The following is a 19,362-nucleotide window of genomic DNA, read 5'->3' as shown; positions in this document are numbered from 1 at the left end:
ATGCATTTCCAGAACATCCGCGCGATCGCCGGCGCCGTCGCGCTGACCGCCGCCGCGCTCCTGCCTCTCCAGGCCAACGCGCAGCAGAAGCCGGCGGCGCAGCCCGCCCCGGCGGCTCCGGCCCAGCCGGCCGGCAACAAGGGCGAGCCGCTGAAGGCTCCGGTGGTGGCCGTCGTCGACGTCCAGCGCATCATGCAGGAGTCCTCCGCCTCCAAGGGCATCCAGAAGGCCATCGAATCGCAGCGCGATTCGTACCAGAAGGAGATCCAGACCCTGGAGGACAAGCTCCAGAACGCCGAGAACGAGCTGCGCAAGCAGCAGACCGTGCTGGCGCCGGATGCCTTCGCCGCCAAGCGTCGCGACTTCGAGAAGCAGGTCGCCGACGTGCAGCGCACCGTGCAGGAGCGCAAGCGCACGCTGGACACGGCGTTCAACGACGCCATGACCCACGTGCAGAAGACGATGCTCGACATTGTCCAGGACATCGCGGACGAGCGTGGCGCCAACGTGGTGATCCCGCGCAACCTGCTGGTCCTGTTCGCCAGCAACCTGGACGTGACGGAATCCGTCCTGGAGCGGCTGAACAAGCAGCTGCCCCAGGTGGCGGTGACCATTCCGAAAAAGTGACGCGGCACCGCCGGGTGACCGGCGGGTTGCGATTGATACGCCGCGGGAAATGGGGCACAAACGGCCCCATCTCCCGCTGAAGGCGGTTGTGAATGAAGGCCCGCCGCATGGCGGCGGCAAAGGAAAAGCGGAAGACCGGCGATGGAAGCGACGGCGGACAGCAACAACACGGTGCCCGATCTCGACGTGATGCGGATCATGCAGATGATCCCGCACCGCTACCCGATGCTGATGATCGAGAAGGTCGTCGACATCACGCTGGGCGAGAAGGCCTGCGGCATCAAGAACGTGTCGATCAACGAGCCGTTCTTCGCCGGCCACTTCCCGACGCGCCCCGTGATGCCGGGCGTGCTGATCATTGAGGCGATGGCGCAGACCGCCGCCGTGCTGGTCGTCTCCACCCTCGGCGCGGACGCCGAAGGCAAGCTGGTCTACTTCATGACCATCGACGAGGCGCGCTTCCGCAAACCGGTGATGCCGGGCGACACGCTCCATATCCATGTGACCAAGCAACGCCACCGCGGCAACGTCTGGAAGTTCCAGGGCGAGGCCAAGGTGAACGGCGTGCTGGTCGCTGAAGCCATCTATTCCGCCATGATCCTGGACGAGAAATGACCGTCTCGATTCATCCAAGCGCCGTCGTCGATCCGGCGGCCGAGCTCGGCGAGGACGTGACCATCGGTCCCTTCTGCGTCGTCGGCGGCAACGTTGAACTCGGCGACCGCGTGCACCTGCACTCCCACGTCGTGATCGAGGGGCGCACCAAGGTCGGCGAGGGGACGAATATCTATCCCTTCTCGTCGATCGGACACCCACCGCAGGACCTGAAGTATCACGGCGAACCGTCCGAGTTGATCATCGGGCGCTTCAACAAGATCCGTGAGCATGTCACGATGAATCCCGGCACCGAAGGTGGCGGGATGCTGACGCAGGTCGGTGATCACGGCCTGTTCATGCCCGGCGCGCACGTGGCGCACGACTGCGTCGTCGGCAGCCACGTGATCTTCGCCAACAACGCCACGTTGGGCGGGCATGTGCACGTCGGCGACTACGTCATCATCGGCGGCTTGTCGGCGGTGCACCAGTTCGTGCGCATCGGTGCCCACGCCATGATCGGCGGCATGTCCGGCGTGGAGAACGACGTCATCCCCTTCGGCCTCGTCATGGGCGAACGGGCGAAGCTGGCCGGGCTCAACCTGGTCGGGCTGGAGCGCCGCGGCTTCACCAAGGAGCAGGTCCGGGCGCTCCGCGCCGCTTACAAGATGCTCTTCGCGTCGGCCGGCGACACCTTCGCCGCTCGTCTGGACGAGGTCACCAAGGAGTACGAGGGCGACGCGCTGGTGAGCGAGATTCTCGGTTTCATCAAGGACAAGGCGTCGCGTCCGCTCCTGCAGCCGCGCATGGAGAATGGCGCCTAAGCTCGGCATCCTCGCCGGCGGCGGGGAGATCCCGGCCCGCCTCGCCGCCGCGGTGCAGGGGGCGGGGCGCGGGGTGTTCGTCGTCGCCTTCGAGGGGCAGACCGACCCCGCGACCGTCCAGGGCCTGCCGCACCTGTGGAGCCGCCTGGGCGCGGCCGGCAGCATCATTGACCGGCTGCGCGCCGAGGGCGTCGGCGACCTGGTGTTCGCCGGGCCGGTGCGCCGTCCCTCCTTCGCCGAGCTGATGCCGGACTGGCGGACCACGCGCTTTTTCATGCGCGTCGGCACCCGCGCGCTCGGTGACGACGGCCTGCTGCGCGCGGTGGCGCGCGAACTGGAGGACGAGGGCTTCCGCGTCCTCGGCCTGCACGACTTCCTCGGCGAACTGCTGACCCGGCCCGGCCCGGCCGGAACGCGGCTGCCGGACGAGCAGGCGCAGGCCGACATCGCGCGCGGCGTCGAGGTGGCGCAGGGCCTGGGACGGCTGGACGTCGGCCAGGGCTGCGTGGTGCAGCAGGGCATCGTGCTGGCGGTGGAGGCCATCGAGGGCACCGACGCCATGCTGGAGCGCGCCGGGCCGCTGCGCCGGCCGGGCGGCGGCGGCGTGCTGGTGAAGGTGCGCAAGCCGCAGCAGGACGGCCGGCTCGACCTGCCGACCATCGGCACCACCACCGTGGAGAAGGCCGCGGCGGCGGGCCTCGCCGGCATCGCGGTGCAGGCCGGCGGCAGCCTGACCGTGGACCGCGAGGCGGTCGGGGCGCTGGCCGACCGGCTGGGCCTGTTCGTGGTGGGCATCGAGGTTCCGGCCCAGGAAAGCGAAGAATGACGGATCAAGGCCCGCTGCTGTTCCTGATCGCCGGCGAACCGTCCGGCGATGTGCTGGGCGCACGGCTGATGGCGGCGCTGAAGCGGCTGACCGGCGGCAAGGTGCGCTTCGCCGGCATCGGCGGCGAGCGCATGGCGGCCGAGGGTTTGCAGACCCTGGTGCCGCAGGCGGAACTGGCGCTGTTCGGCGTGTTCGAACTGCTGCCGCACCTGCCGAACCTGCTGCGCCGCATGGACCAGACGGTGGCGGAGATCATCCGGCTGACGCCCGACGCGGTGATCGGCATCGACTCGCCGGGCTTCACCGTGCGCGTCGCCAAGCGCGTGCGCAAGGCGGCGCCGGCGATTCCGCTGATCCATTACGTGGCGCCCACGGTCTGGGCCTGGAAGCCGAAGCGGGCGAAGAAGTACGCGGCGATCTACGACCACCTGCTGGTGCTGCTGCCCTTCGAGCCGCCCTATTTCGAGCGCGAGGGCCTGCCCTGCACCTTCGTCGGCCATTCGGTGGTGGAGAGCGGCGCCGGGCACGGCGACGCCGCGCGCTTCCGCACGGCGCACGGCATCAGCCCGGCCAAGCACGTCCTCGCCGTCCTGCCGGGCAGCCGCCGCAGCGAGGTGGGCCGGCTGCTGCCGGTCTTCCGCGACGCGGTGGAGCGCCTGTTGCCCACCCACCCCGGCCTCGTGGTGGTGGTGCCGACGGTGGCGACGGTTCGCGACGCGGTGGGCGCGGCGGTGGCCGACTGGCCGGTGCCGGTCATCGTCGTCGAGGGCGACGCGGCGAAGTACGACGCCTTCGCGGCGTCGGAGGTGGCGCTGGCGGCGTCCGGCACCGTGGCGCTGGAACTGGCGCTGTCGGGCCTGCCGACGGTGATCGCCTATCGGCTGGGGCGGCTGACGGTGGCGCTGTACCGCCGCTTCATCAAGGTGAAGTACGTCAACCTCGTCAACCTGATGCTCGACCGCATGCTGGTACCGGAACTGCTGCAGGAGGACTGCCGGCCGGACAGGCTGGCGACGGCGGTCGGCCGGCTGCTCGACGACCCGGCGGCGCGGCGCGCGCAGATCGAGGGTGTGGCGGAGGTGGCGCACTGGCTCGGGGCCGGGGCCGAAGCCCCGCCGAGCGAGCGGGCCGCCCATGCCGTCTTGGCTGTGGTCGCCCGGGGCGTCCGCCCCAGATAATGGGCTGACCAAAACAGGGAGAGGGTTCCATGAGCCAGTACCGGCTTCTGCACACGATGCTGCGCGTGTTCGACCTGGACAAGTCGCTGGATTTCTACACGCGGCTGCTGGGCATGAAGATGCTGCGCAGGACCGACTACGAGGGTGGCCGCTTCACACTGGCCTTCGTCGGCTACGGCGAGGAGTCGGACACCGCGGTCATCGAGCTGACCCACAACTGGGACCAGGCGGAGCCCTATGTCATCGGCAGCGGCTACGGCCACATCGCCATCGGCGTGCCGGACATCTATGGCACCTGCGAGACGTTGCGTGCCGAAGGCGCGAAGATCACCCGCGAGCCCGGCCCGATGAAGCACGGCAGCACCGTCATCGCCTTCATCGAGGATCCGGACGGCTACAAGATCGAGCTGATCGAGCGGAAGTGAGCGGACGCCGCCCGCGATGACCGATCTCGCCATCGCGCAGGGCCCGTCGCCGTGGCGGCGGGCCTTCGTGCTCAGCCTTCCCATCCTTGCCGGCTACGTGCCTATCGGCATCGCGTTCGGCGTGCTGTGGGTACAACAGGGCCTCGACCCGCTCGGCGCGCCCCTGCTGGGGATCGTCGTGTACGCCGGGGCGGCGCAGTTCATGGCCGCCGGCATGCTGGCGGCCGGGCAGGGGCCGCTGGAGATCGCCCTGGCGACCCTGGTGCTGAACGCCCGTCACGCGGTCTACGGCTTGGCGTTCCTGGAGCGCCTGCCGCGCTGGAGCGCCGCCAAGGCCTATTTCGCCTTCGCCCTGACCGACGAGACCTACGCCGTCCTGACCGCCGCGTCGGCGGAGCGTGAGCCCGGGCTGCTGTGGCGCGTGGCGCTGCTGAACCAGGGCTACTGGGTGGCGGGCTGCGTCATCGGCGCGGCGGCCGGCGGGCTGGTGTCGGGCGGCACGCAAGGGCTCGACTTCGCGCTGACGGCTCTGTTCATCGTGCTGCTGCTCGAACAAGTGCGCAGCCTGCGCAAAGGTGTTGCGGCCGCGGTTGGCGGCGCGGTGGCGCTTGCCGGGGTTCTGGCCTTCGGGACGGCCAACACGCTGCTGCCAGTCCTGGCGGCGGCCCTCGTGGCTGTGGCGCTGGTGGACCGGCGGAGCGGCGCATGGTGAGCCAGAGCGTCGTCGTTGCCGCGGTGCTGATGGGCGTGGCCACCGCCGGCGTGCGCTTCCTGCCGTTCCTGCTCGGCAACCGGTTGAGCGATCCGGCCTTGCGCCGTCTGTTCGCCGAGCTGTTTCCGCCGGCCGTTCTGGCGGTGCTGATCGCCTACATGGCGGTGGGCGGCGAGGCTTCGGCCGGCGTGCAGGTGGCCCAGGCCGCCGGGGCGACGGTCACCGTGGCGGCGCACCTCGCCTTTCGCAACCTGCTGGTCTCCGTCGGCTCGGGAACCGCGGTGTGCATGCTGGTCCAGAACCTTTGGCTGGCCTGAGTGGGCCTCACAGCTGCTTGTAGAACACCACGGTCGCGTGGCGGCCGCCGTCCACCTCCACGGTGTAGCCGGGAATGCGGCCGACCTCGGTCCAGCCGGCGGCTTGGTAGAGCGGCACGGCCTCGCGCCCTTCCAGGGTATCGAGCACCAGCAGCGTGCGGCCGAGGGCGCGGGCGTGCTCCTCGGCGGTGGTGAGCAGGCGATGGCCAAGGCCTCGGCGGCGATAAGCGGAGTGCACCAGCAGCTTCTGCACTTCGGCACGATGGGGGCCGTTCTGCTTCGGGCAAAGCGCGAGCTGCACCGTGCCCATGAACTCGCCGTCGTCGGTGCTGGCGGCCAGAAGCACGGTGGCGCCGCCCTTTACCTGTTCGGCCACACCGGCCCAGTAGGCGGTGTTGCTCTGTGCGTCGAGCGGTGGATGGAAACCCACCGAGGCGCCACCGTTGACGCCGTCTTCGAGAAGCCCCTTCAGCCCGGCGAGCACCCGCGGATCGTCCAGGCTGCGGATCTCGGTGATGGTCAGCGTGGTCATCGCGGTCGTCCCGGTCATTTGCGTGTGCAGAGCGTGCCGCCGTGCCCAGCGCCGCGCAATTGACTTCGGCGTGCACGGGTGTGAGGATTTCTCACAGCGACAGCCTTACCCCGCCATGCCGCGCCTTCCCTTCACCGCACTCGCCGCCTTCGAGGCCGCCGCCCGTCACGGCAGCATGACGCGCGCCGCCGATGAACTCGGCCTCACCCACGGCGCGGTTAGCCGGCAGGTTGGCGACCTCGAGAAGCGGGTCGGCGTGCTGCTGTTTGAGCGCACGCCGAAGGGGCTGGTTTTGACCGGGGCAGGGCGCGATCTGGCGCGCGCCTGCACGGCCGGCTTCGGGCGGGTCAACGAAAGCTGGGAGCGCGTCGCCAGCGGCGGCCCGCAAAGGCTGCGCATCGCCGCGCCGGCCGCGTGGTCCGCCTTGTGGCTGGTGCCGCGGCTGGGACGCTTCCTCGCCGGCTGGCCGGGCCTGCGGCTGGACATCGAGGCCGGCAACCTCGACCGCCCGGCCGAGGCGGAAGCCGGCTGGGCGGTGATCCGCTATGTGCGCGGCGGCGACGGCATGCCCGAGGGCACCACCCTGTCGGAGGAGCCGCTGTTCCCGGTCTGCGCGCCGTCGCTGCGCGACGCGCTCCGGGGACCGGCCGATCTGGCGCGGCACACGCTGCTGCACTTCCGCGATTCACCGGATTGGAGCCTGTGGCGCGCGGCGACGGGGACCGCGGGCATCGACACCGCGCAGGGGCTCAGCTTCTCGGATTCCGTGATGGTGATGCAGGCCGCCATGGCGGGAACCGGGGTGGCGCTGGGGCGGCCGACGCTGGTGCTGGACGCGCTGGAGTCCGGCCGGCTGGTCTGCCCGTTCGGGCCCGTGGTCTCCATCGGCGACCGCTATGTGCTGACCGCGCCCGCCGACGGGCAGGGGCGGCGGGTGCTCCGCGCCTTCCGCTCCTGGCTGATCGACGAGAGCGCCGCGTCCCTGACGCGCTTCGAGCGGCTTGACGTCGCGGGCTGAACGCGCCCCCTGGCGCGGGCGCGGCAATCGTGCTCTCATCCGATATCGGATGAATAGAGGGGGAGATCAGGCGGCATGCTGCGCCTTTACGACAACCTGTCCTCCGGCAACGGCTACAAGTGCCGGCTGCTGCTGCACAAGCTGGGCATCCCGTACGAGCGGGTGGACCTGGACATCGACCGCGCCGAGACGCGCACGCCGGAGTTCCTCGCCAAGAACCCCAACGGCCGCATTCCCGCGTTGGAACTGGAGGACGGCACCATCCTGCCGGAATCCAACGCCATCATCTGGTACCTGGCGGAGGGGTCGCGTTTCCTGCCCGACGACCGGCTGGGCCGGGCGCAGGCGCTGCAATGGATGTTCTTCGAGCAGTACAGCCACGAGCCGAACGTGGCGACCGTACGCTACTGGATCACCCACAAGGTCGAGATGACGCAGGAGCGTACGCTGGCGCTGCCGACCAAGCGGAAGCTGGGCTACGACGCGCTGCGGGTGATGGAGGGACACCTGGAAGGGCGGGACTTCTTCGTCGGGAGTCGCTTTGGCGTCGCCGACGTCGCGCTGTACGCGTACACCCACGTGGCGCACGAGGGCGGGTTTGATCTTTCGCATTTCCGAAACGTACAGGCATGGCTGGAGCGCGTGGCGGCCGATACGCCGCACATCCCCATCACCCAGGGCTGAAAAGCCGGGGGGACGGGTCAGATCAGGGCGAGGAAGCCCACCGCGACCGCGATCAGCGCGAACAGCCCATAACGCAACAGCCGCCGCGAAAGCGGCGGCGTGTTGTCGTTGGCGACGGGGTGCACCAGACGGGCTCGCCGCACCGGGACGATGAACGCGGCCGGAGACGGGGTGGCGCCGTGGGCGCCACCCGATCCGAACCGGGCTGTCGGCCGGTTAGCCACGCTGCGCCAGCGGGATGAACGGGCGCTTGGTCTGGCCCTGGTAGAGCTGACGCGGGCGGCCGATCTTCTGCTGCGGGTCCTCGATCATCTCCTTCCACTGCGAGATCCAGCCGACGGTGCGCGCCACCGCGAACAGCACGGTGAACATGCTGGTCGGGAAGCCCATCGCCTTCAGGATGATGCCCGAATAGAAATCGACGTTCGGGTACAGCTTCTTCTCGACGAAGTACGGATCCTCGAGCGCGATCTTCTCCAGCTCCATGGCGATGTCGAGCAGCGGCTCGTTCTTGATGCCCAGCTCGCCGAGCACCTCGTGGCAGGTCTGGCGCATGACCTGGGCGCGCGGGTCGTAGTTCTTGTAGACGCGGTGGCCGAAGCCCATCAGGCGGAAGTTGTCGTTCTTGTCCTTGGCGCGGCGGACGATCTCGGGGATGCGGCTGACCGAGCCGATCTCCTCCAGCATCTTCAGCACCGCCTCGTTGGCGCCGCCGTGCGCCGGGCCCCACAGCGAGGCGATGCCGGCGGCGATGCAGGCGAACGGGTTGGCGCCCGACGACCCGGCGAGGCGGACGGTCGAGGTCGACGCGTTCTGCTCGTGGTCGGCGTGCAGGATGAAGATCTTGTCCATCGCCTTGGACAGAATCGGGTTGACCTTGAACGGCTCGCACGGCGTGCCGAAGGTCATGTACAGGAAGTTTTCCGCGTACGACAGGTCGTTGCGCGGGTACATGAAGGGTTGGCCGGTCGAGTACTTGTACGCCATCGCCGCGATCGTCGGGATCTTGGCGATCAGGCGGTGCGACGAGATCATCCGGTGGTACGGATCGTCGATGTCGATCGAGTCATGGTAGAAGGCCGAGAGCGCGCCGGTCACGCCGCACAGCACCGCCATCGGGTGCGCGTCGCGGCGGAAGCCGCTGTAGAAGCGGGTCAGCTGCTCGTGCACCATCGAGTGACGGCGCAGGATGCTCTCGAAGTCCTCCTTCTCCTTCACGTTCGGCAGGTGGCCGTTGAGGAGGAGGTAGCAGACCTCGGGGAAGGTGGAGTTCTCGGCCAGCTCGTCGATGGCATAACCGCGGTGCAGGAGAACGCCTTCGTCGCCGTCGATGTAGGTGAGCGAGGATTCACAGCTGCCGGTGGAGGTGAAGCCCGGGTCGTAGGTGAAGTAGCCGGTCTCGGCGTACAGCTTACGGATGTCGATCACGCTCGGCCCGATGGCGCCGTGCAGCACGGGCAGGGTGACCTGCTTGCCCGTGCGGTTGTCGGTCAAAGTGACGGTGTCCGCGGTCTGAGTCATCTCGGCACGTCCTTATTATGAGTGGGGGCGTTTCCTGCCCGTTCGAATCGGCGCAGCATAGTTCCGCGTGCGCCGGATATCAACGCATGGAAATTAGCTTTTTGTGCGCTGCGAAGATTCCGTCAGCCGGGCCAGCGTTTCCTCGCGGCCGAGCAGTTCGGCGACCTCGAAGACCGGCGGCGACACCGTCGACCCAGTCAGCGCAGCGCGCAGAGGTTGCGCCACCTTGCCCAGTTTTTCACCCTTTTCCTCGGCGAACGCGCGCACCCGCGCCTCGAGCGCGGCGGCGGTCCATTCAGGCTCGGCGCCGAACAGGGAGGACAGCTCAGCCAGCAGGGCGCCGGCGGCGACGTCCAGCAGGGCGGCGGCCTTCTCGTCCACCGGCAGCGGGCGCGGCGTGACGTAGAACCTGGCGCTCTGGGCGAGGTCGACCAGCGTGCGGGCGCGTTGCTTCAGGCCGTTCATGGCGCGGGTCAGCAGGGCGCACTGCGCGTCGGTGAGCGCGACGCCCAGCTCCGCCTCCAGGCGCGGGGCAACCAGAGCGACCAGCCGGGCGTCGTCGGCCTGGCGCAGGTAGTGGGCGTTCAGGCTCTCCAGCTTGGCGAAGTCGAAGCGCGAGGCAGAGCGGCCGATGCCTTCCAGCGTGAACCAGTCGATGGCCTGCTCGGTGGAGATGATCTCGTCGTCGCCGTGTGCCCAGCCCAGGCGCAGCAGATAGTTGCGGATCGCCTCGGGCAGATAGCCCATGTCGCGGTAGGCATCGACCCCCAGCGCGCCGTGCCGCTTCGACAGCTTGGCGCCGTCCGGCCCATGGATGAGGGGGATGTGCGCGAACTCCGGCAGGTCCCAGCCCATGGCCTTGTAGATCTGGATCTGCCGGAAGGTGTTGGTCAGGTGGTCGTCGCCACGCACCACGTGGGTGACGTCCATGTCGTGGTCGTCCACCACCACGGCCAGCAGGTAGGTCGGCGTGCCGTCGGCGCGCAGCAGGATCAGGTCGTCGAGCTGCTGGTTCTGCACCCGCACCTCGCCCTGCACGTGGTCGTTCAGCACCGTCTCGCCGGTCTGCGGCGCCTTCAGGCGAATCACCGGGGCGACGCCGGCCGGCGCCTCGGACGGATCGCGGTCGCGCCATCGGCCGTCGTAGCGCATCGGCTGCCCGGCCGCCTTCTGCGCCGCCCGCATCTCCTCCAGCTCCTCGGGGCTGCAGTAGCAGTGATAGGCCTTGCCCTCGGCCAGCATCCGCTTCGCCACCTCGGCGTGGCGGTCCTTGCGGTCGAACTGCGAGACGGCGTCGCCATCCCAGTCCAGGCCCAGCCAGGTCAGGCCGTCCAGAATGGCCTCTACCGCGGCCTGGGTGGAGCGCGCGCGGTCGGTGTCCTCGATGCGCAGCAGGAAGGTGCCGCCGTGGTGCTTGGCGAACAGCCAGTTGAACAGCGCCGTGCGGGCACCGCCGATGTGGAGGAAGCCGGTGGGGGAGGGCGCGAAGCGGGTGACGACGCTCATCGGTGACTCAATTCTTCTGTGTGGCGCGTGTACACTGGTGCGGTGGTTTAACACATTCGGCGGCTTCGTGGAGGGGCCTTCCATGCAGCCGTGGTGTGCGGCGCGGTGACCGACGGCCTGTTCGACGACGACTCCCCCCTCGACGCGGCGCCACCGGCCGAGCGGGGGGCGCTCGGCCGCGCGCTGGCGTGGCTGGGTGGGCGGTTGGGCGAGGAGCGCGACCGCTGGTTCCTGTGGACCCCGGTCGGCACCGGTTGCGGCGTCGCGGCGTACTTCGCGTTGCCGCTGGAGCCGCCCGCGTGGGTGGGGGCGGCGGCGGTCGCCGTGGCTGTTGCGCTCACGTGGCTGGCGTGGCGGCGGCCGGTCGGGCTGGCGGCGGCGCTGGCCCTGCTGGCGGTGGCGGTCGGGTTCGGGGCGGCGCAGCTGCGCACCGCGCTGGTGGCGGAACCGATGCTGCGCAAGCCGGTCGGGCCGGTGCTGGTGACCGGCCGCGTCGAGATCATCGAGCGCCTGCCGGACGGCGCCCGGCTGGTCCTGCGCGAGGTGAGCGTCGAGCGTCTGGCGCCGGCCGCCACGCCGGGGCGCGTGCGGGTGCGGTTGTCGGGCCGGCTGGCGGTGCCGGAGGCGGGAGGCGTGGTGCGGCTGCGCGCCATGCTCAACCCGCCGCCGGCCCCACCGGCGCCGGGCGCCTTCGATTTCCAGCGCAACGCCTTCTTCGACGGCATCGGCGCCACCGGGTTCGCCCTGAGCGGCCCGGAGGCCGTGGAGGCGCCGCCGCCCGGCGCGTGGCGGCGGCTGATGACCGCGGTCGAGCGCGTGCGCGAGCGGATCTTCGACGCCTGCCGCCAGGCGCTGCCCACCGCCGAGGCGACCATCGCCGCGGCGCTGCTGAACGGCGAGCAGACCGGCATCCCGAAGCCGGTGATGGACGACATGCGGATGAGCGGGCTGGCGCACCTGCTGTCGGTGTCCGGGCTGCACGTGGCGCTGGTCGCCGGGCTGGTGTTCGGGGCGTTGCGTGCGATCCTGGCGCTGATCGAGCCGCTGGCGCTGCGCTGGCCGATCAAGAAGATCGCCGCGGTCGGCGGCATCCTGGCGGCGGCGGGGTACCTGCTGGTGGTCGGGCCGCAGGTGCCGATGCTGCGCTCGGTGCTGATGACGGCCATGGTGATGGTCGCCATCCTGGTCGACCGCACCACCATGAGCATGCGCGTCATCGCGTTCGCCGGCATGGCGGTGCTGCTGGTGCTGCCCGAGGGCGTGCTGGGGCCGAGCTTCCAGATGTCGTTCGGCGCGGTGCTGGCGCTGATCGCGGCGTACGAGGCGATCACGCCGCGGCTGGCGGCGTGGCGACAGGGGGCGGGGTGGTTCGGCAAGGCGGTGTTGTATTTCCTCGGCATCGCGCTGTCCTCGGTGATCGCCACGCTGGCGACGACGCCGTTCTCGCTGTTCCACTTCCAGCAGGTGGCGCTGTACGGCGTGCTGTCGAACATGTTGGCGGTGCCGGTGACCTCGTTCTGGGTGATGCCCTGGGGCATCCTGACCTACATCCTGCTGCCGCTGGGCTGGGAGCAGCCGGCGCTGGTCGCCATGGGTTGGGGGGTGAGCGTGGTGATCTGGACCGCGCACGCCACCGCGTCGCTGCCCGGCGCCTCGCTGCTGGTGCCGGCGATGCCGCAGGCGGGGCTGGTCGCCATTGTGCTTGGCGGGCTGTGGCTGGCGCTGTGGAGCGGGCGCTGGCGTCTGTGGGGGTTGCTGCCGGTGCTGGCCGGGCTGGCGTCGCCGGCGTTGACGGTGCGGCCGGACGTGCTGGTGGCGGGTGACGGCAAGCTGCTGGCGGTGCGGACGGCGGACGGGCGGCTCAGCCTGTCCACCGACACCGCGGCGCGTTTCACCGCCACCGCGTGGCTGCGGCGCGACGGCCTGGACACGGCGGCGGCGCCGTGGCCGAAGCCGGGGCGCAACGCGGACGGGCGGCTGGCCTGCGACGCGCTGGGGTGCATCTACCGCAAGGACGGCCGGATGGTCGCCCTGTCCCGCAACGCCGAGGCGCAGGCGGAGGACTGCGTGCTGGCCGACGCGGTGATCAGCCTGGAACCGGCCCGGCACTGCCGGGCGCCGGTGGTGGTCGACCTGTGGGCTCTGCGGCGCGGCGGAACCCACGCACTGTACCTGACGCCGGGCGGCGTGCGGGTGGAGAGCGTGCATGACCGGCGCGGGCAGCGGCCGTGGACCGTGCCCTAGTACTTGCGGAACAGCCCCACCAGCTTGCCCTGCACCCGCACCCGGTCGGCACCGAAGATGCGCGTCTCGTAGGCGGCGTTGGCGGGCTCCAGGGCGATGGTGTTGCCCTTGCGGCGCAGGCGCTTCAGCGTCACCTCGCCGTCGTCCACCAGGGCCACGACGATGGCGCCGTTCTCCGCGGTGTCGCAGCGTTGGATCACCACGGTGTCGCCATCGAGGATGCCCGCCTCGACCATCGAGTCGCCGGCCACCTCCAGCGCGTAGTGCTCGCCGGAGGCCAGCATGGTGGCGGGGACGTCCACGGTGTTGGAGTTGTCGCGCAGCGCCTCGATCGGCGTGCCGGCGGCGATGCGGCCGTAGAGGGGGAGCTGCACCGTCTCCGCCGCCGCGACGGCCACGTCGCGGCCGGGCAGGGCGCCGGAGAAGTCGCCCTTGATGACGTTGGGCTGGAACTTGGCGCGCGGCGGCCGGGCGGAGCCGCGGGCCTCCACGCCCTCGGGCAGCTTCAGCACCTCCAGCGCGCGGGCACGGTGGGGCAGGCGGCGGATGAAGCCACGCTCCTCCAGGCCGGTGATCAGGCGGTGGATGCCCGACTTCGACTTGAGGTTCAGCGCGTCCTTCATCTCGTCGAACGAGGGCGAGACGCCGCCCTGGCTCAGTCGCTCGTTGATGAAGAGCAGCAACTCGTGCTGCTTACGAGTGAGCATGTGTGCCTCCCGGCGAGCGCCGCGCTGGATTTCGGAACAAAAGCAAAACATCCACCAGATGTTCTAGTTTGGTTCCGTGTCGGCGTCAAGGGCCTGCACACCCCTTTTTACAGGTTCAGGCAGCCTTCGGCGAGGGGGATGATGTCCACCCGGTCGCCGGGCTCGGCCGGCGGCGATCTCGGTTCGCGGACGATCAGCGCGTCGGCGCGGGCGAGGCGCGAGGTCATGGCCGTGTCCTGCTTGGGGAACGGCGTGACGACCGGTTCGCCGGCGTCGGTGTGGGCCAGCGTCGCCCGGACGAAATCGGCGCGGGAGTCGCAGGCGGGCAGTGGAGCGGCGAGGCGGGCGACATGCCGGCGGGTGTCCGGTGCCATGCCCTGGAGCGCCTGGAGCGCCGGCTTGAGAAACAGCACGGCGCACACCGCGCCGGACACCGGGTTGCCGGGCAGGCCGAGCAGGCGGCCGGTGCCGAAGCGGCCGAACAGCACCGCCTTGCCGGGCTTCATGGCGACCCCGTCGAAGTCCAGCGCGCCGCCGCCGAGCACGGTGCGGACATGGTCGTAATCGCCTTTGGAGGCGCCGCCGGCGGTCGCCAGCAGGTCGAACCCCTCCGCCGCGGCGGCCAGACCGGCCAGCGACTCCGCGGTGTCGCGGGCGACTCCGAGGTTGCTGGCGATGCCGCCCTGCGTGGCCACCAGCGCGCACAGGCCGAAGGCGTTGGAACTGACGATCTGGCCGGGGCCGAGCGGCTCGCCGGGCAGCCGCACCTCGTCGCCGGTGGCGAGCACGGCGACACGCGGCCGGCGGTGTACCCTCAGCCAGGGCACGTTGGCGGCGGCGGTGAGCGCCACGTCGCGGCTGGTCAGCCGGCGGCCGGCGGGCAGGACCGCTTCGCCCTCCTGGAAGTCCAGGCCGGCCGGGCGGACGAACTTGCCGGGGCGCGGGGAGACCGGGACACGGACGGTGGTCGCGTCGGCGGTGCAGTCCTCCTGCATCACCACGGCGTCGGCGCCGTCGGGCAGCGGCGCGCCGGTGAAGATGCGGACGGCGTGGCCGGGCGCGAGGGTGCCGCCGAAGCCATGCCCGGCCGAGGCTTCGCCGGCGCGGGCAAGGGCGACCGGCGACGCGGGCGTGGCGCTGGCGAGGTCGGCGGAGCGCACCGCCCAGCCGTCCATCATCGCGGCGGCGAACGGCGGCTGCGTCAGGCGGGCGGTCACCGGTTCGGCCAGCACGCGGCCGAGCGCGTCGGTCAGCGCCACCGTTTCCGCCGGCAACGGCCGGCAGGCGGCGAGGATGCGCGCGCGGGCCTCGGCGACCGGGATCATGCTGGAGTGGTCCCCCACTCGCCGCTCTTGCCGCCGGCCTTGTGGACGAGGCCGACGCCGGTGATCGTCATGCCGCGGTCCACCGCCTTGCACATGTCGTAGACGGTGAGCGCGGCGACGGAGACGGCGGTCAGCGCCTCCATCTCCACGCCGGTCTGCCCCTTCAGTTTGCAGGTGGCGGTGATGTCGACGGCGTTGCGCGCCGGATCGACGGTCAGGTCCACCTTCACCGACGTCAGCATCAGCGGGTGGCAGAGCGGGATCAGGTCCGGCGTGCGTTTGGCGCCCATGATGCCGGCCAGCCGCGCCACGGAGAGCACGTCGCCCTTCTTGACGCCCCCCTCCATGATCAGCCTGAGCGTCTCCGGCTGCATGAACACCGAGCCGCAGGCGGTGGCCGTGCGCTCGGTCTCCGCCTTGTCGGAGACGTCGACCATCACGGCGCGGCCTTCGGAGTCGAAGTGGGTGAAGCCGGACATGGGCGGATCCCCTTATTGCGCCAGAAGCGCCTGGGTGGCGGCGGTGACGTCGTCCTGCCGCATCAGCGATTCGCCGACCAGGAAGCAGCGCGCGCCGACCCCGGCCATGCGCGTCAGGTCGGCCGGGCCGTACAGGCCGCTCTCGGCGACCAGCATGCGGCCGGGCGGGACGTGCGGGGCCAACTCCTCCGTCGTCGCAAGATCGATCGACAAGGTCTTGAGATTGCGGTTGTTCACGCCGACCAGCGGTGTCTTCAGCAGCAGCGCCCGGTCGAGTTCCTCGCGGTTGTGCACCTCGACCAGCACGTCGAGGCCCCAGGCGACGGCGGCGTCCTCCAGCTCGGCCGCCTGGGCGTCGTCGAGCGCCGCCATGATCAGCAGGATGCAGTCGGCGCCCAGCGCGCGGGCCTCGACCACCTGGTAAGGATCAAGCATGAAGTCCTTGCGCAGGACCGGCAAATCCACCGCCGCGCGGGCCGCCACCAAGTACTCGTCGCGGCCCTGGAAGTAGGGCTCGTCGGTCAGCACCGACAGGCAGGTGGCGCCGCCCGCCTTGTAGGCGCGGGCCAGCGATGGCGGGTCGAAGTCGGCGCGGATCAGACCCTTGGAGGGGCTGGCCTTCTTGATCTCGGCGATCAGGCCGTAGCGGCCGGACTCCACGGTGCGGCGCAAGGCCGCCACGAAGCCGCGCGGCGGGGTGGCTGCGCGCGCCTCGGCCTCGACCACGGAGAGCGGACGCTCCGCTTTGCAGGCGGCGACGTGGGCGCGCTTGTCGTCGCAGATGCGGGTGAGAACGTCGTTGGTTTTAACGGGGCTCATTCTGCCGGAACCGTCTCGTTGGTGATCGCGACGAGGCGTTGCAGTGTGGTCCGCGCCCCTCCCGAATCGATGGCATGGCGAGCGAGGCGCACGCCGGCCTTGAGGTCGTCGGCCTTGCCGCCGACGATCAGCGCGGCGGCGGCGTTCAGCAGCACGATGTCGCGGTAGGCGCCCGGCGCGCCGTCGAACAGCGCGCGCATCGCCTCGGCGTTGACCTGGGCGTCGCCGCCCTTGAGGTCGGTCGGGTTGGCGGGGGACAGGCCGGCGTCCTGCGGCGTCACCTCGAACACCGTGACGTCGCCGTCCTTCAACTGTGCCACGGTGGTGGAGCCGGTGGTGGTGACCTCGTCCAGGCCCTGGCCGTGCACCACCCAGGCGGCGTCCGAGCCCAGGCGCTTCAGCACGTGCGCCAGCGGTTCCACCCACTGCGGCGCGAACACGCCGAGCAGCTGGCGCCTGGCGCCGGCCGGGTTGGACAGCGGCCCCAGCAGGTTGAACACGGTGCGGGTGCCCAGCTCCACCCGCGTCGGGCCGACGTTGCGCATGGCGAGGTGGTGGCGCGGCGCCATCAGGAAGCCGATGTTGGCCTCCCACAGCGCCTTCTTCACCAGGGCCATGTCGCAGTCGAGGTTGACGCCCAGAGCGGCCAGCACGTCGGCGGCGCCGGATTTCGAGGACAGCGCGCGGTTGCCGTGCTTGGCCACCGGCACGCCGCAGGCCGCCACCACGATGGCCGCGGCGGTGGAGATGTTGTAGGTGCCGGCCCCGTCGCCGCCGGTGCCGCAGGTGTCCACGGTGCCGGGCGGCGGCTCGATGTGGATGGCCTTGGAGCGCATGATGCGCGCGGCGCCGGTGATCTCCTCCACCGTCTCGCCGCGCACCCGCAGCGCCATCAGGAAGCCGCCCATCTGCGAGGGCGTGGCGTTGCCGGACATGATGGTGTCGAAGGCCAGCTCGGCCTCGGATTCGGACAGGCTGGTGCCGGTCGCCACTTTGGCGATGATCGCCTTCATGTCGGTGATGTCGCCGGAGGTGCTCATGCGGCGGTCTCCAGGCGGCGGGTGGTGGCCAGGAAGTTGTCGAGGATCCTGTGGCCGTGCTCGCTCTCGATGCTCTCCGGGTGGAACTGCACGCCGTGGATCGGCAGCTCGCGATGCCGGAGCGCCATGATCAGGCCGTCGCCGCTCTCGCCGACGATCTCCAGGCAGGACGGCAGCGTCTCGCGCTCGACCACCAGCGAGTGGTAGCGGGTGGCCCGGAACGGCGAAGGCAGGCCGCGCAGCACGCCGCGGCCGTCGTGCGCGATGCTGTCGACCTTGCCGTGCATCGGCACCGGCGCGCGCACCACCTTGCCGCCGAACGCCTGCCCGATGGCCTGGTGGCCGAGGCAGACGCCCATCAGCGGGATGCGGGCCTTGGCCGCGGCGTCGATCAGCGGCAGGCAGATGCCGGCCTTGTCCGGGTCGCACGGGCCGGGGGAGAGCACGATGCCCTCGGGCCGGAGGTCCAGCGCGTCCTGCACGCTCAGCGCATCGTTGCGCCACACCCGCACGTCGGCGCCCAGCTCGCCCAGGTAATGGACGAGGTTGTACGTGAAGCTGTCGTAATTATCGATCAGGAGCAGCATGGCGATGGTCCGACGGTGCGTTCCGGGCTCGTTCCCGGACGGGTACCCTAGCGGGCCGTGGGGGAGATTTCCAGCGTTGCGCCGCGCCCCGCGCCGATGCCACCTTGGGCGCCCACCCACCGCTCGGAGGAGCACGCCGCATGGCGGGCAAGCGCAGGACCGTCCGTAAGGGGAGCGCCGCCCGGCCCTTCCTGCTGGCGCTGGCCGCGGTGGCGGCGGTGTTCGGCGCCGGGCTGGCGGTGTCGCTGCTGACGGAGAAGCCGAAGCCGGCGGTGACGGCGCGGGCGCCGGTGGCCGAGTCTGCGCCCGCCCCGGTGGCGGTCACCGAATCCGAGCCGGCCCTGCCCTACGAGGAGCCGGATCCCCCGGCCGCCGAACCGCCGCCGCAGGTCGCCGTGTTGCCGCCGCCCCCGCCGCCGTCGGGGACGCAGGCGCCGTGGTTGAGGAACGCCGTGCCGGCTCCGCCGAGCGCCGGGCGGCCGGTGATCGCCGTCGTCATCGACGACCTCGGGCTGGACCGCAAGCGCTCGGCCCGCACGGTGAAGCTGCCGGCGCCGCTGACGCTGGCGTGGCTGCCCTACGCCCAGGACCTGCGCGAGCAGACCAAGGCGGCGCACGCCGCCGGGCACGAGCTGATGCTGCACATCCCGATGGAGCCCAGCGTGCAGGCCGACCCCGGCCCCGAGGCGCTGCTGGTGCGGCTGTCGCGCGACGAGATCGTGCGGCGCTTCGCCAACGCGCTCGCCAGCTTCGACGGGTACGTCGGCGTCAACAACCACATGGGCAGCCGCTTCACCGCCGATCGCGCCGCCATGGCGCCGGTGCTGGCCGAGGTGCAGCGGCGCGGCCTGCTCTGGCTGGACAGTCGGACCTCGCCCTCCACCGTGGCGGCGACGCTGGCGGGCGAGCTGAAGCTGCCGTTTGCCGGGCGCGACGTCTTCCTCGACAATGTCGAGACGGTGTCGGCGGTGCGCGCCCAACTGGCCAAGACCGAGGCGGTGGCCCGTCAGCACGGTTCGGCCATCGCCATCGGGCACCCGCACGACGCCACCGTCGAGGCGCTGGCCGCCTGGCTGCCCGAGGTGAGGAAGCGCGGATTCGTCCTGGTTCCCGTCAGCGCCGTGGTGCGCGCGCGTTGCGCCTGCGGCTGATTTTTTGAGAGGAGGTCCTGTATGAGCGAGACGTACAAGGTTGACGGCATGACCTGCGGCGGCTGCGTGCGGTCGGTCACCAACGCGATCACCAAGCTGGCGCCGAACGCCACGGTGGCGGTCGACCTGCCGACCGGCATCGTCACCGTGGATGGGGCGGACGCCGACACGGTCAAGAACGCGGTGGAGGGGGCCGGCTTCGATTTCGGTGGCAAGGCCGGCTAAAAATATTTGTGAACAAGGATG

22 protein-coding genes are annotated in these 19,362 nt (G+C 70.7%); 13 read left to right on the top strand and 9 right to left on the bottom strand.

The window, feature by feature from the left end; genetic code table 11:
* From TSO221_RS03835 to TSO221_RS03800, 8 genes are all read left to right on the top strand, one after another.
* Positions 1 to 627 carry an OmpH family outer membrane protein gene (locus TSO221_RS03835; protein WP_109117157.1) on the top strand — a complete coding sequence of 209 codons (627 nt, stop codon included), beginning with the start codon at positions 1 to 3 and terminating at the stop codon, positions 625 to 627.
* A gap of 141 nt (positions 628 to 768) precedes the next feature.
* Positions 769 to 1,242 (top strand): 3-hydroxyacyl-ACP dehydratase FabZ, encoded by a 474-nt coding sequence (gene fabZ / locus TSO221_RS03830; RefSeq protein ID WP_109117156.1) that lies wholly within the window; start codon positions 769 to 771, stop codon positions 1,240 to 1,242.
* The gene (lpxA, locus tag TSO221_RS03825) at positions 1,239 to 2,045 is read left to right on the top strand and encodes an acyl-ACP--UDP-N-acetylglucosamine O-acyltransferase (protein ID WP_109117155.1); all 807 of its coding nucleotides are present in this window, start codon (positions 1,239 to 1,241) and stop codon (positions 2,043 to 2,045) included. Before fabZ ends, lpxA begins: the two co-directional genes overlap by 4 nt.
* Positions 2,035 to 2,871, top strand: coding sequence for a UDP-2,3-diacylglucosamine diphosphatase LpxI (gene lpxI / locus TSO221_RS03820; RefSeq protein ID WP_109117154.1), 837 nt, complete (start codon positions 2,035 to 2,037; stop codon positions 2,869 to 2,871). The genes lpxA and lpxI overlap by 11 nt, the downstream gene beginning before the upstream one ends.
* Positions 2,868 to 4,049, top strand: a complete 1,182-nt coding sequence (lpxB, locus tag TSO221_RS03815) for a lipid-A-disaccharide synthase (protein WP_109117153.1) — start codon at positions 2,868 to 2,870, stop codon at positions 4,047 to 4,049. Before lpxI ends, lpxB begins: the two co-directional genes overlap by 4 nt.
* A 29-nt stretch (positions 4,050 to 4,078) precedes the next feature.
* Complete coding sequence (gene gloA, locus TSO221_RS03810; protein WP_109117152.1) at positions 4,079 to 4,474, top strand: lactoylglutathione lyase; 396 nt, start codon at positions 4,079 to 4,081, stop codon at positions 4,472 to 4,474.
* A gap of 16 nt (positions 4,475 to 4,490) precedes the next feature.
* Positions 4,491 to 5,186, top strand: a complete 696-nt coding sequence (locus TSO221_RS03805) for an AzlC family ABC transporter permease (protein WP_109117151.1) — start codon at positions 4,491 to 4,493, stop codon at positions 5,184 to 5,186.
* Positions 5,180 to 5,503 (top strand): AzlD domain-containing protein, encoded by a 324-nt coding sequence (locus TSO221_RS03800; protein ID WP_109117150.1) that lies wholly within the window; start codon positions 5,180 to 5,182, stop codon positions 5,501 to 5,503. The genes TSO221_RS03805 and TSO221_RS03800 overlap by 7 nt, the downstream gene beginning before the upstream one ends.
* 7 nt (positions 5,504 to 5,510) lie before the next feature.
* On the opposite strand, the gene TSO221_RS03795 is transcribed toward TSO221_RS03800, so the two are convergent.
* Entirely contained in the window at positions 5,511 to 6,053 is a 543-nt protein-coding gene (locus tag TSO221_RS03795) for a GNAT family N-acetyltransferase (RefSeq protein ID WP_199229377.1), read from the bottom strand.
* A 97-nt stretch (positions 6,054 to 6,150) separates the two neighbouring features.
* On the opposite strand from TSO221_RS03795, the gene TSO221_RS03790 reads away from it, so the two are divergent.
* Both TSO221_RS03790 and TSO221_RS03785 read left to right on the top strand, forming a co-directional pair.
* Complete coding sequence (locus TSO221_RS03790; RefSeq protein ID WP_158283983.1) at positions 6,151 to 7,053, top strand: LysR substrate-binding domain-containing protein; 903 nt, start codon at positions 6,151 to 6,153, stop codon at positions 7,051 to 7,053.
* Between the two features lie 75 nt (positions 7,054 to 7,128).
* Positions 7,129 to 7,737, top strand: a complete 609-nt coding sequence (locus TSO221_RS03785) for a glutathione S-transferase family protein (protein WP_109117147.1) — start codon at positions 7,129 to 7,131, stop codon at positions 7,735 to 7,737.
* Positions 7,738 to 7,953: 216 nt separating this feature from the next.
* On the opposite strand, the gene gltA is transcribed toward TSO221_RS03785, so the two are convergent.
* Positions 7,954 to 9,258, bottom strand: a complete 1,305-nt coding sequence (gene gltA / locus TSO221_RS03780; protein ID WP_109117146.1) for a citrate synthase — start codon at positions 9,256 to 9,258, stop codon at positions 7,954 to 7,956.
* 93 nt (positions 9,259 to 9,351) lie between these two features.
* A complete protein-coding gene (gene gltX, locus TSO221_RS03775) occupies positions 9,352 to 10,764 on the bottom strand; it encodes a glutamate--tRNA ligase (RefSeq protein WP_109117145.1) in 1,413 nt (470 codons plus the stop codon).
* 105 nt (positions 10,765 to 10,869) lie between these two features.
* Between gltX and TSO221_RS03770 the strand changes: the two genes are divergently transcribed.
* Positions 10,870 to 13,008: a ComEC/Rec2 family competence protein gene (locus TSO221_RS03770; protein WP_146208702.1), complete on the top strand. Its 2,139-nt coding sequence runs from the start codon at positions 10,870 to 10,872 to the stop codon at positions 13,006 to 13,008.
* Here the strand turns inward: TSO221_RS03770 and lexA are convergent.
* The 6 genes from lexA to TSO221_RS03740 all read right to left on the bottom strand — a co-directional run bounded on the left by lexA (position 13,005) and on the right by TSO221_RS03740 (position 17,965).
* Positions 13,005 to 13,715, bottom strand: coding sequence for a transcriptional repressor LexA (lexA, locus tag TSO221_RS03765; RefSeq protein WP_109117143.1), 711 nt, complete (start codon positions 13,713 to 13,715; stop codon positions 13,005 to 13,007). The genes TSO221_RS03770 and lexA overlap by 4 nt on opposite strands.
* 107 nt (positions 13,716 to 13,822) lie before the next feature.
* On the bottom strand, positions 13,823 to 15,040 hold the full coding sequence (gene glp, locus TSO221_RS03760) for a gephyrin-like molybdotransferase Glp (RefSeq protein ID WP_109117142.1): 1,218 nt from the start codon (positions 15,038 to 15,040) through the stop codon (positions 13,823 to 13,825).
* On the bottom strand, positions 15,037 to 15,519 hold the full coding sequence (moaC, locus tag TSO221_RS03755; RefSeq protein ID WP_109117141.1) for a cyclic pyranopterin monophosphate synthase MoaC: 483 nt from the start codon (positions 15,517 to 15,519) through the stop codon (positions 15,037 to 15,039). The genes glp and moaC overlap by 4 nt, the downstream gene beginning before the upstream one ends.
* 12 nt (positions 15,520 to 15,531) lie before the next feature.
* The gene (gene trpC, locus TSO221_RS03750) at positions 15,532 to 16,338 is read right to left on the bottom strand and encodes an indole-3-glycerol phosphate synthase TrpC (protein WP_109117140.1); all 807 of its coding nucleotides are present in this window, start codon (positions 16,336 to 16,338) and stop codon (positions 15,532 to 15,534) included.
* Complete coding sequence (gene trpD, locus TSO221_RS03745; protein ID WP_109117139.1) at positions 16,335 to 17,378, bottom strand: anthranilate phosphoribosyltransferase; 1,044 nt, start codon at positions 17,376 to 17,378, stop codon at positions 16,335 to 16,337. The genes trpC and trpD overlap by 4 nt, the downstream gene beginning before the upstream one ends.
* A complete protein-coding gene (locus tag TSO221_RS03740; protein WP_109117138.1) occupies positions 17,375 to 17,965 on the bottom strand; it encodes an aminodeoxychorismate/anthranilate synthase component II in 591 nt (196 codons plus the stop codon). The genes trpD and TSO221_RS03740 overlap by 4 nt, the downstream gene beginning before the upstream one ends.
* 140 nt (positions 17,966 to 18,105) lie before the next feature.
* Between TSO221_RS03740 and TSO221_RS03735 the strand changes: the two genes are divergently transcribed.
* Both TSO221_RS03735 and TSO221_RS03730 read left to right on the top strand, forming a co-directional pair.
* Complete coding sequence (locus tag TSO221_RS03735; protein WP_109117137.1) at positions 18,106 to 19,116, top strand: divergent polysaccharide deacetylase family protein; 1,011 nt, start codon at positions 18,106 to 18,108, stop codon at positions 19,114 to 19,116.
* Positions 19,117 to 19,137: 21 nt separating this feature from the next.
* Positions 19,138 to 19,341, top strand: a complete 204-nt coding sequence (locus TSO221_RS03730; RefSeq protein ID WP_109117136.1) for a heavy-metal-associated domain-containing protein — start codon at positions 19,138 to 19,140, stop codon at positions 19,339 to 19,341.
* Positions 19,342 to 19,362 lie beyond the last annotated feature (21 nt).

Origin of the sequence: Azospirillum sp. TSO22-1, assembly GCF_003116015.1 — a bacterium.
Lineage (GTDB): Bacteria > Pseudomonadota > Alphaproteobacteria > Azospirillales > Azospirillaceae > Azospirillum.
This window is presented reverse-complemented; position numbering and strand designations above follow the sequence as displayed.

What these genes read in the sequence shown, in the direction of transcription:
- TSO221_RS03835 (WP_109117157.1), top strand. Translation starts at nt 1, where the DNA reads ATGCATTTCCAGAACATCCGCGCGATCGCCGGCGCCGTCGCGCTGACC.
- fabZ (WP_109117156.1), top strand. Translation starts at nt 769, where the DNA reads ATGGAAGCGACGGCGGACAGCAACAACACGGTGCCCGATCTCGACGTG.
- lpxA (WP_109117155.1), top strand. Translation starts at nt 1,239, where the DNA reads ATGACCGTCTCGATTCATCCAAGCGCCGTCGTCGATCCGGCGGCCGAG.
- lpxI (WP_109117154.1), top strand. Translation starts at nt 2,035, where the DNA reads ATGGCGCCTAAGCTCGGCATCCTCGCCGGCGGCGGGGAGATCCCGGCC.
- lpxB (WP_109117153.1), top strand. Translation starts at nt 2,868, where the DNA reads ATGACGGATCAAGGCCCGCTGCTGTTCCTGATCGCCGGCGAACCGTCC.
- gloA (WP_109117152.1), top strand. Translation starts at nt 4,079, where the DNA reads ATGAGCCAGTACCGGCTTCTGCACACGATGCTGCGCGTGTTCGACCTG.
- TSO221_RS03805 (WP_109117151.1), top strand. Translation starts at nt 4,491, where the DNA reads ATGACCGATCTCGCCATCGCGCAGGGCCCGTCGCCGTGGCGGCGGGCC.
- TSO221_RS03800 (WP_109117150.1), top strand. Translation starts at nt 5,180, where the DNA reads ATGGTGAGCCAGAGCGTCGTCGTTGCCGCGGTGCTGATGGGCGTGGCC.
- TSO221_RS03795 (WP_199229377.1), bottom strand. Translation starts at nt 6,053, where the DNA reads ATGACCGGGACGACCGCGATGACCACGCTGACCATCACCGAGATCCGC.
- TSO221_RS03790 (WP_158283983.1), top strand. Translation starts at nt 6,151, where the DNA reads ATGCCGCGCCTTCCCTTCACCGCACTCGCCGCCTTCGAGGCCGCCGCC.
- TSO221_RS03785 (WP_109117147.1), top strand. Translation starts at nt 7,129, where the DNA reads ATGCTGCGCCTTTACGACAACCTGTCCTCCGGCAACGGCTACAAGTGC.
- gltA (WP_109117146.1), bottom strand. Translation starts at nt 9,258, where the DNA reads ATGACTCAGACCGCGGACACCGTCACTTTGACCGACAACCGCACGGGC.
- gltX (WP_109117145.1), bottom strand. Translation starts at nt 10,764, where the DNA reads ATGAGCGTCGTCACCCGCTTCGCGCCCTCCCCCACCGGCTTCCTCCAC.
- lexA (WP_109117143.1), bottom strand. Translation starts at nt 13,715, where the DNA reads ATGCTCACTCGTAAGCAGCACGAGTTGCTGCTCTTCATCAACGAGCGA.
- glp (WP_109117142.1), bottom strand. Translation starts at nt 15,040, where the DNA reads ATGATCCCGGTCGCCGAGGCCCGCGCGCGCATCCTCGCCGCCTGCCGG.
- moaC (WP_109117141.1), bottom strand. Translation starts at nt 15,519, where the DNA reads ATGTCCGGCTTCACCCACTTCGACTCCGAAGGCCGCGCCGTGATGGTC.
- trpC (WP_109117140.1), bottom strand. Translation starts at nt 16,338, where the DNA reads ATGAGCCCCGTTAAAACCAACGACGTTCTCACCCGCATCTGCGACGAC.
- trpD (WP_109117139.1), bottom strand. Translation starts at nt 17,378, where the DNA reads ATGAGCACCTCCGGCGACATCACCGACATGAAGGCGATCATCGCCAAA.
- TSO221_RS03740 (WP_109117138.1), bottom strand. Translation starts at nt 17,965, where the DNA reads ATGCTGCTCCTGATCGATAATTACGACAGCTTCACGTACAACCTCGTC.
- TSO221_RS03735 (WP_109117137.1), top strand. Translation starts at nt 18,106, where the DNA reads ATGGCGGGCAAGCGCAGGACCGTCCGTAAGGGGAGCGCCGCCCGGCCC.
- TSO221_RS03730 (WP_109117136.1), top strand. Translation starts at nt 19,138, where the DNA reads ATGAGCGAGACGTACAAGGTTGACGGCATGACCTGCGGCGGCTGCGTG.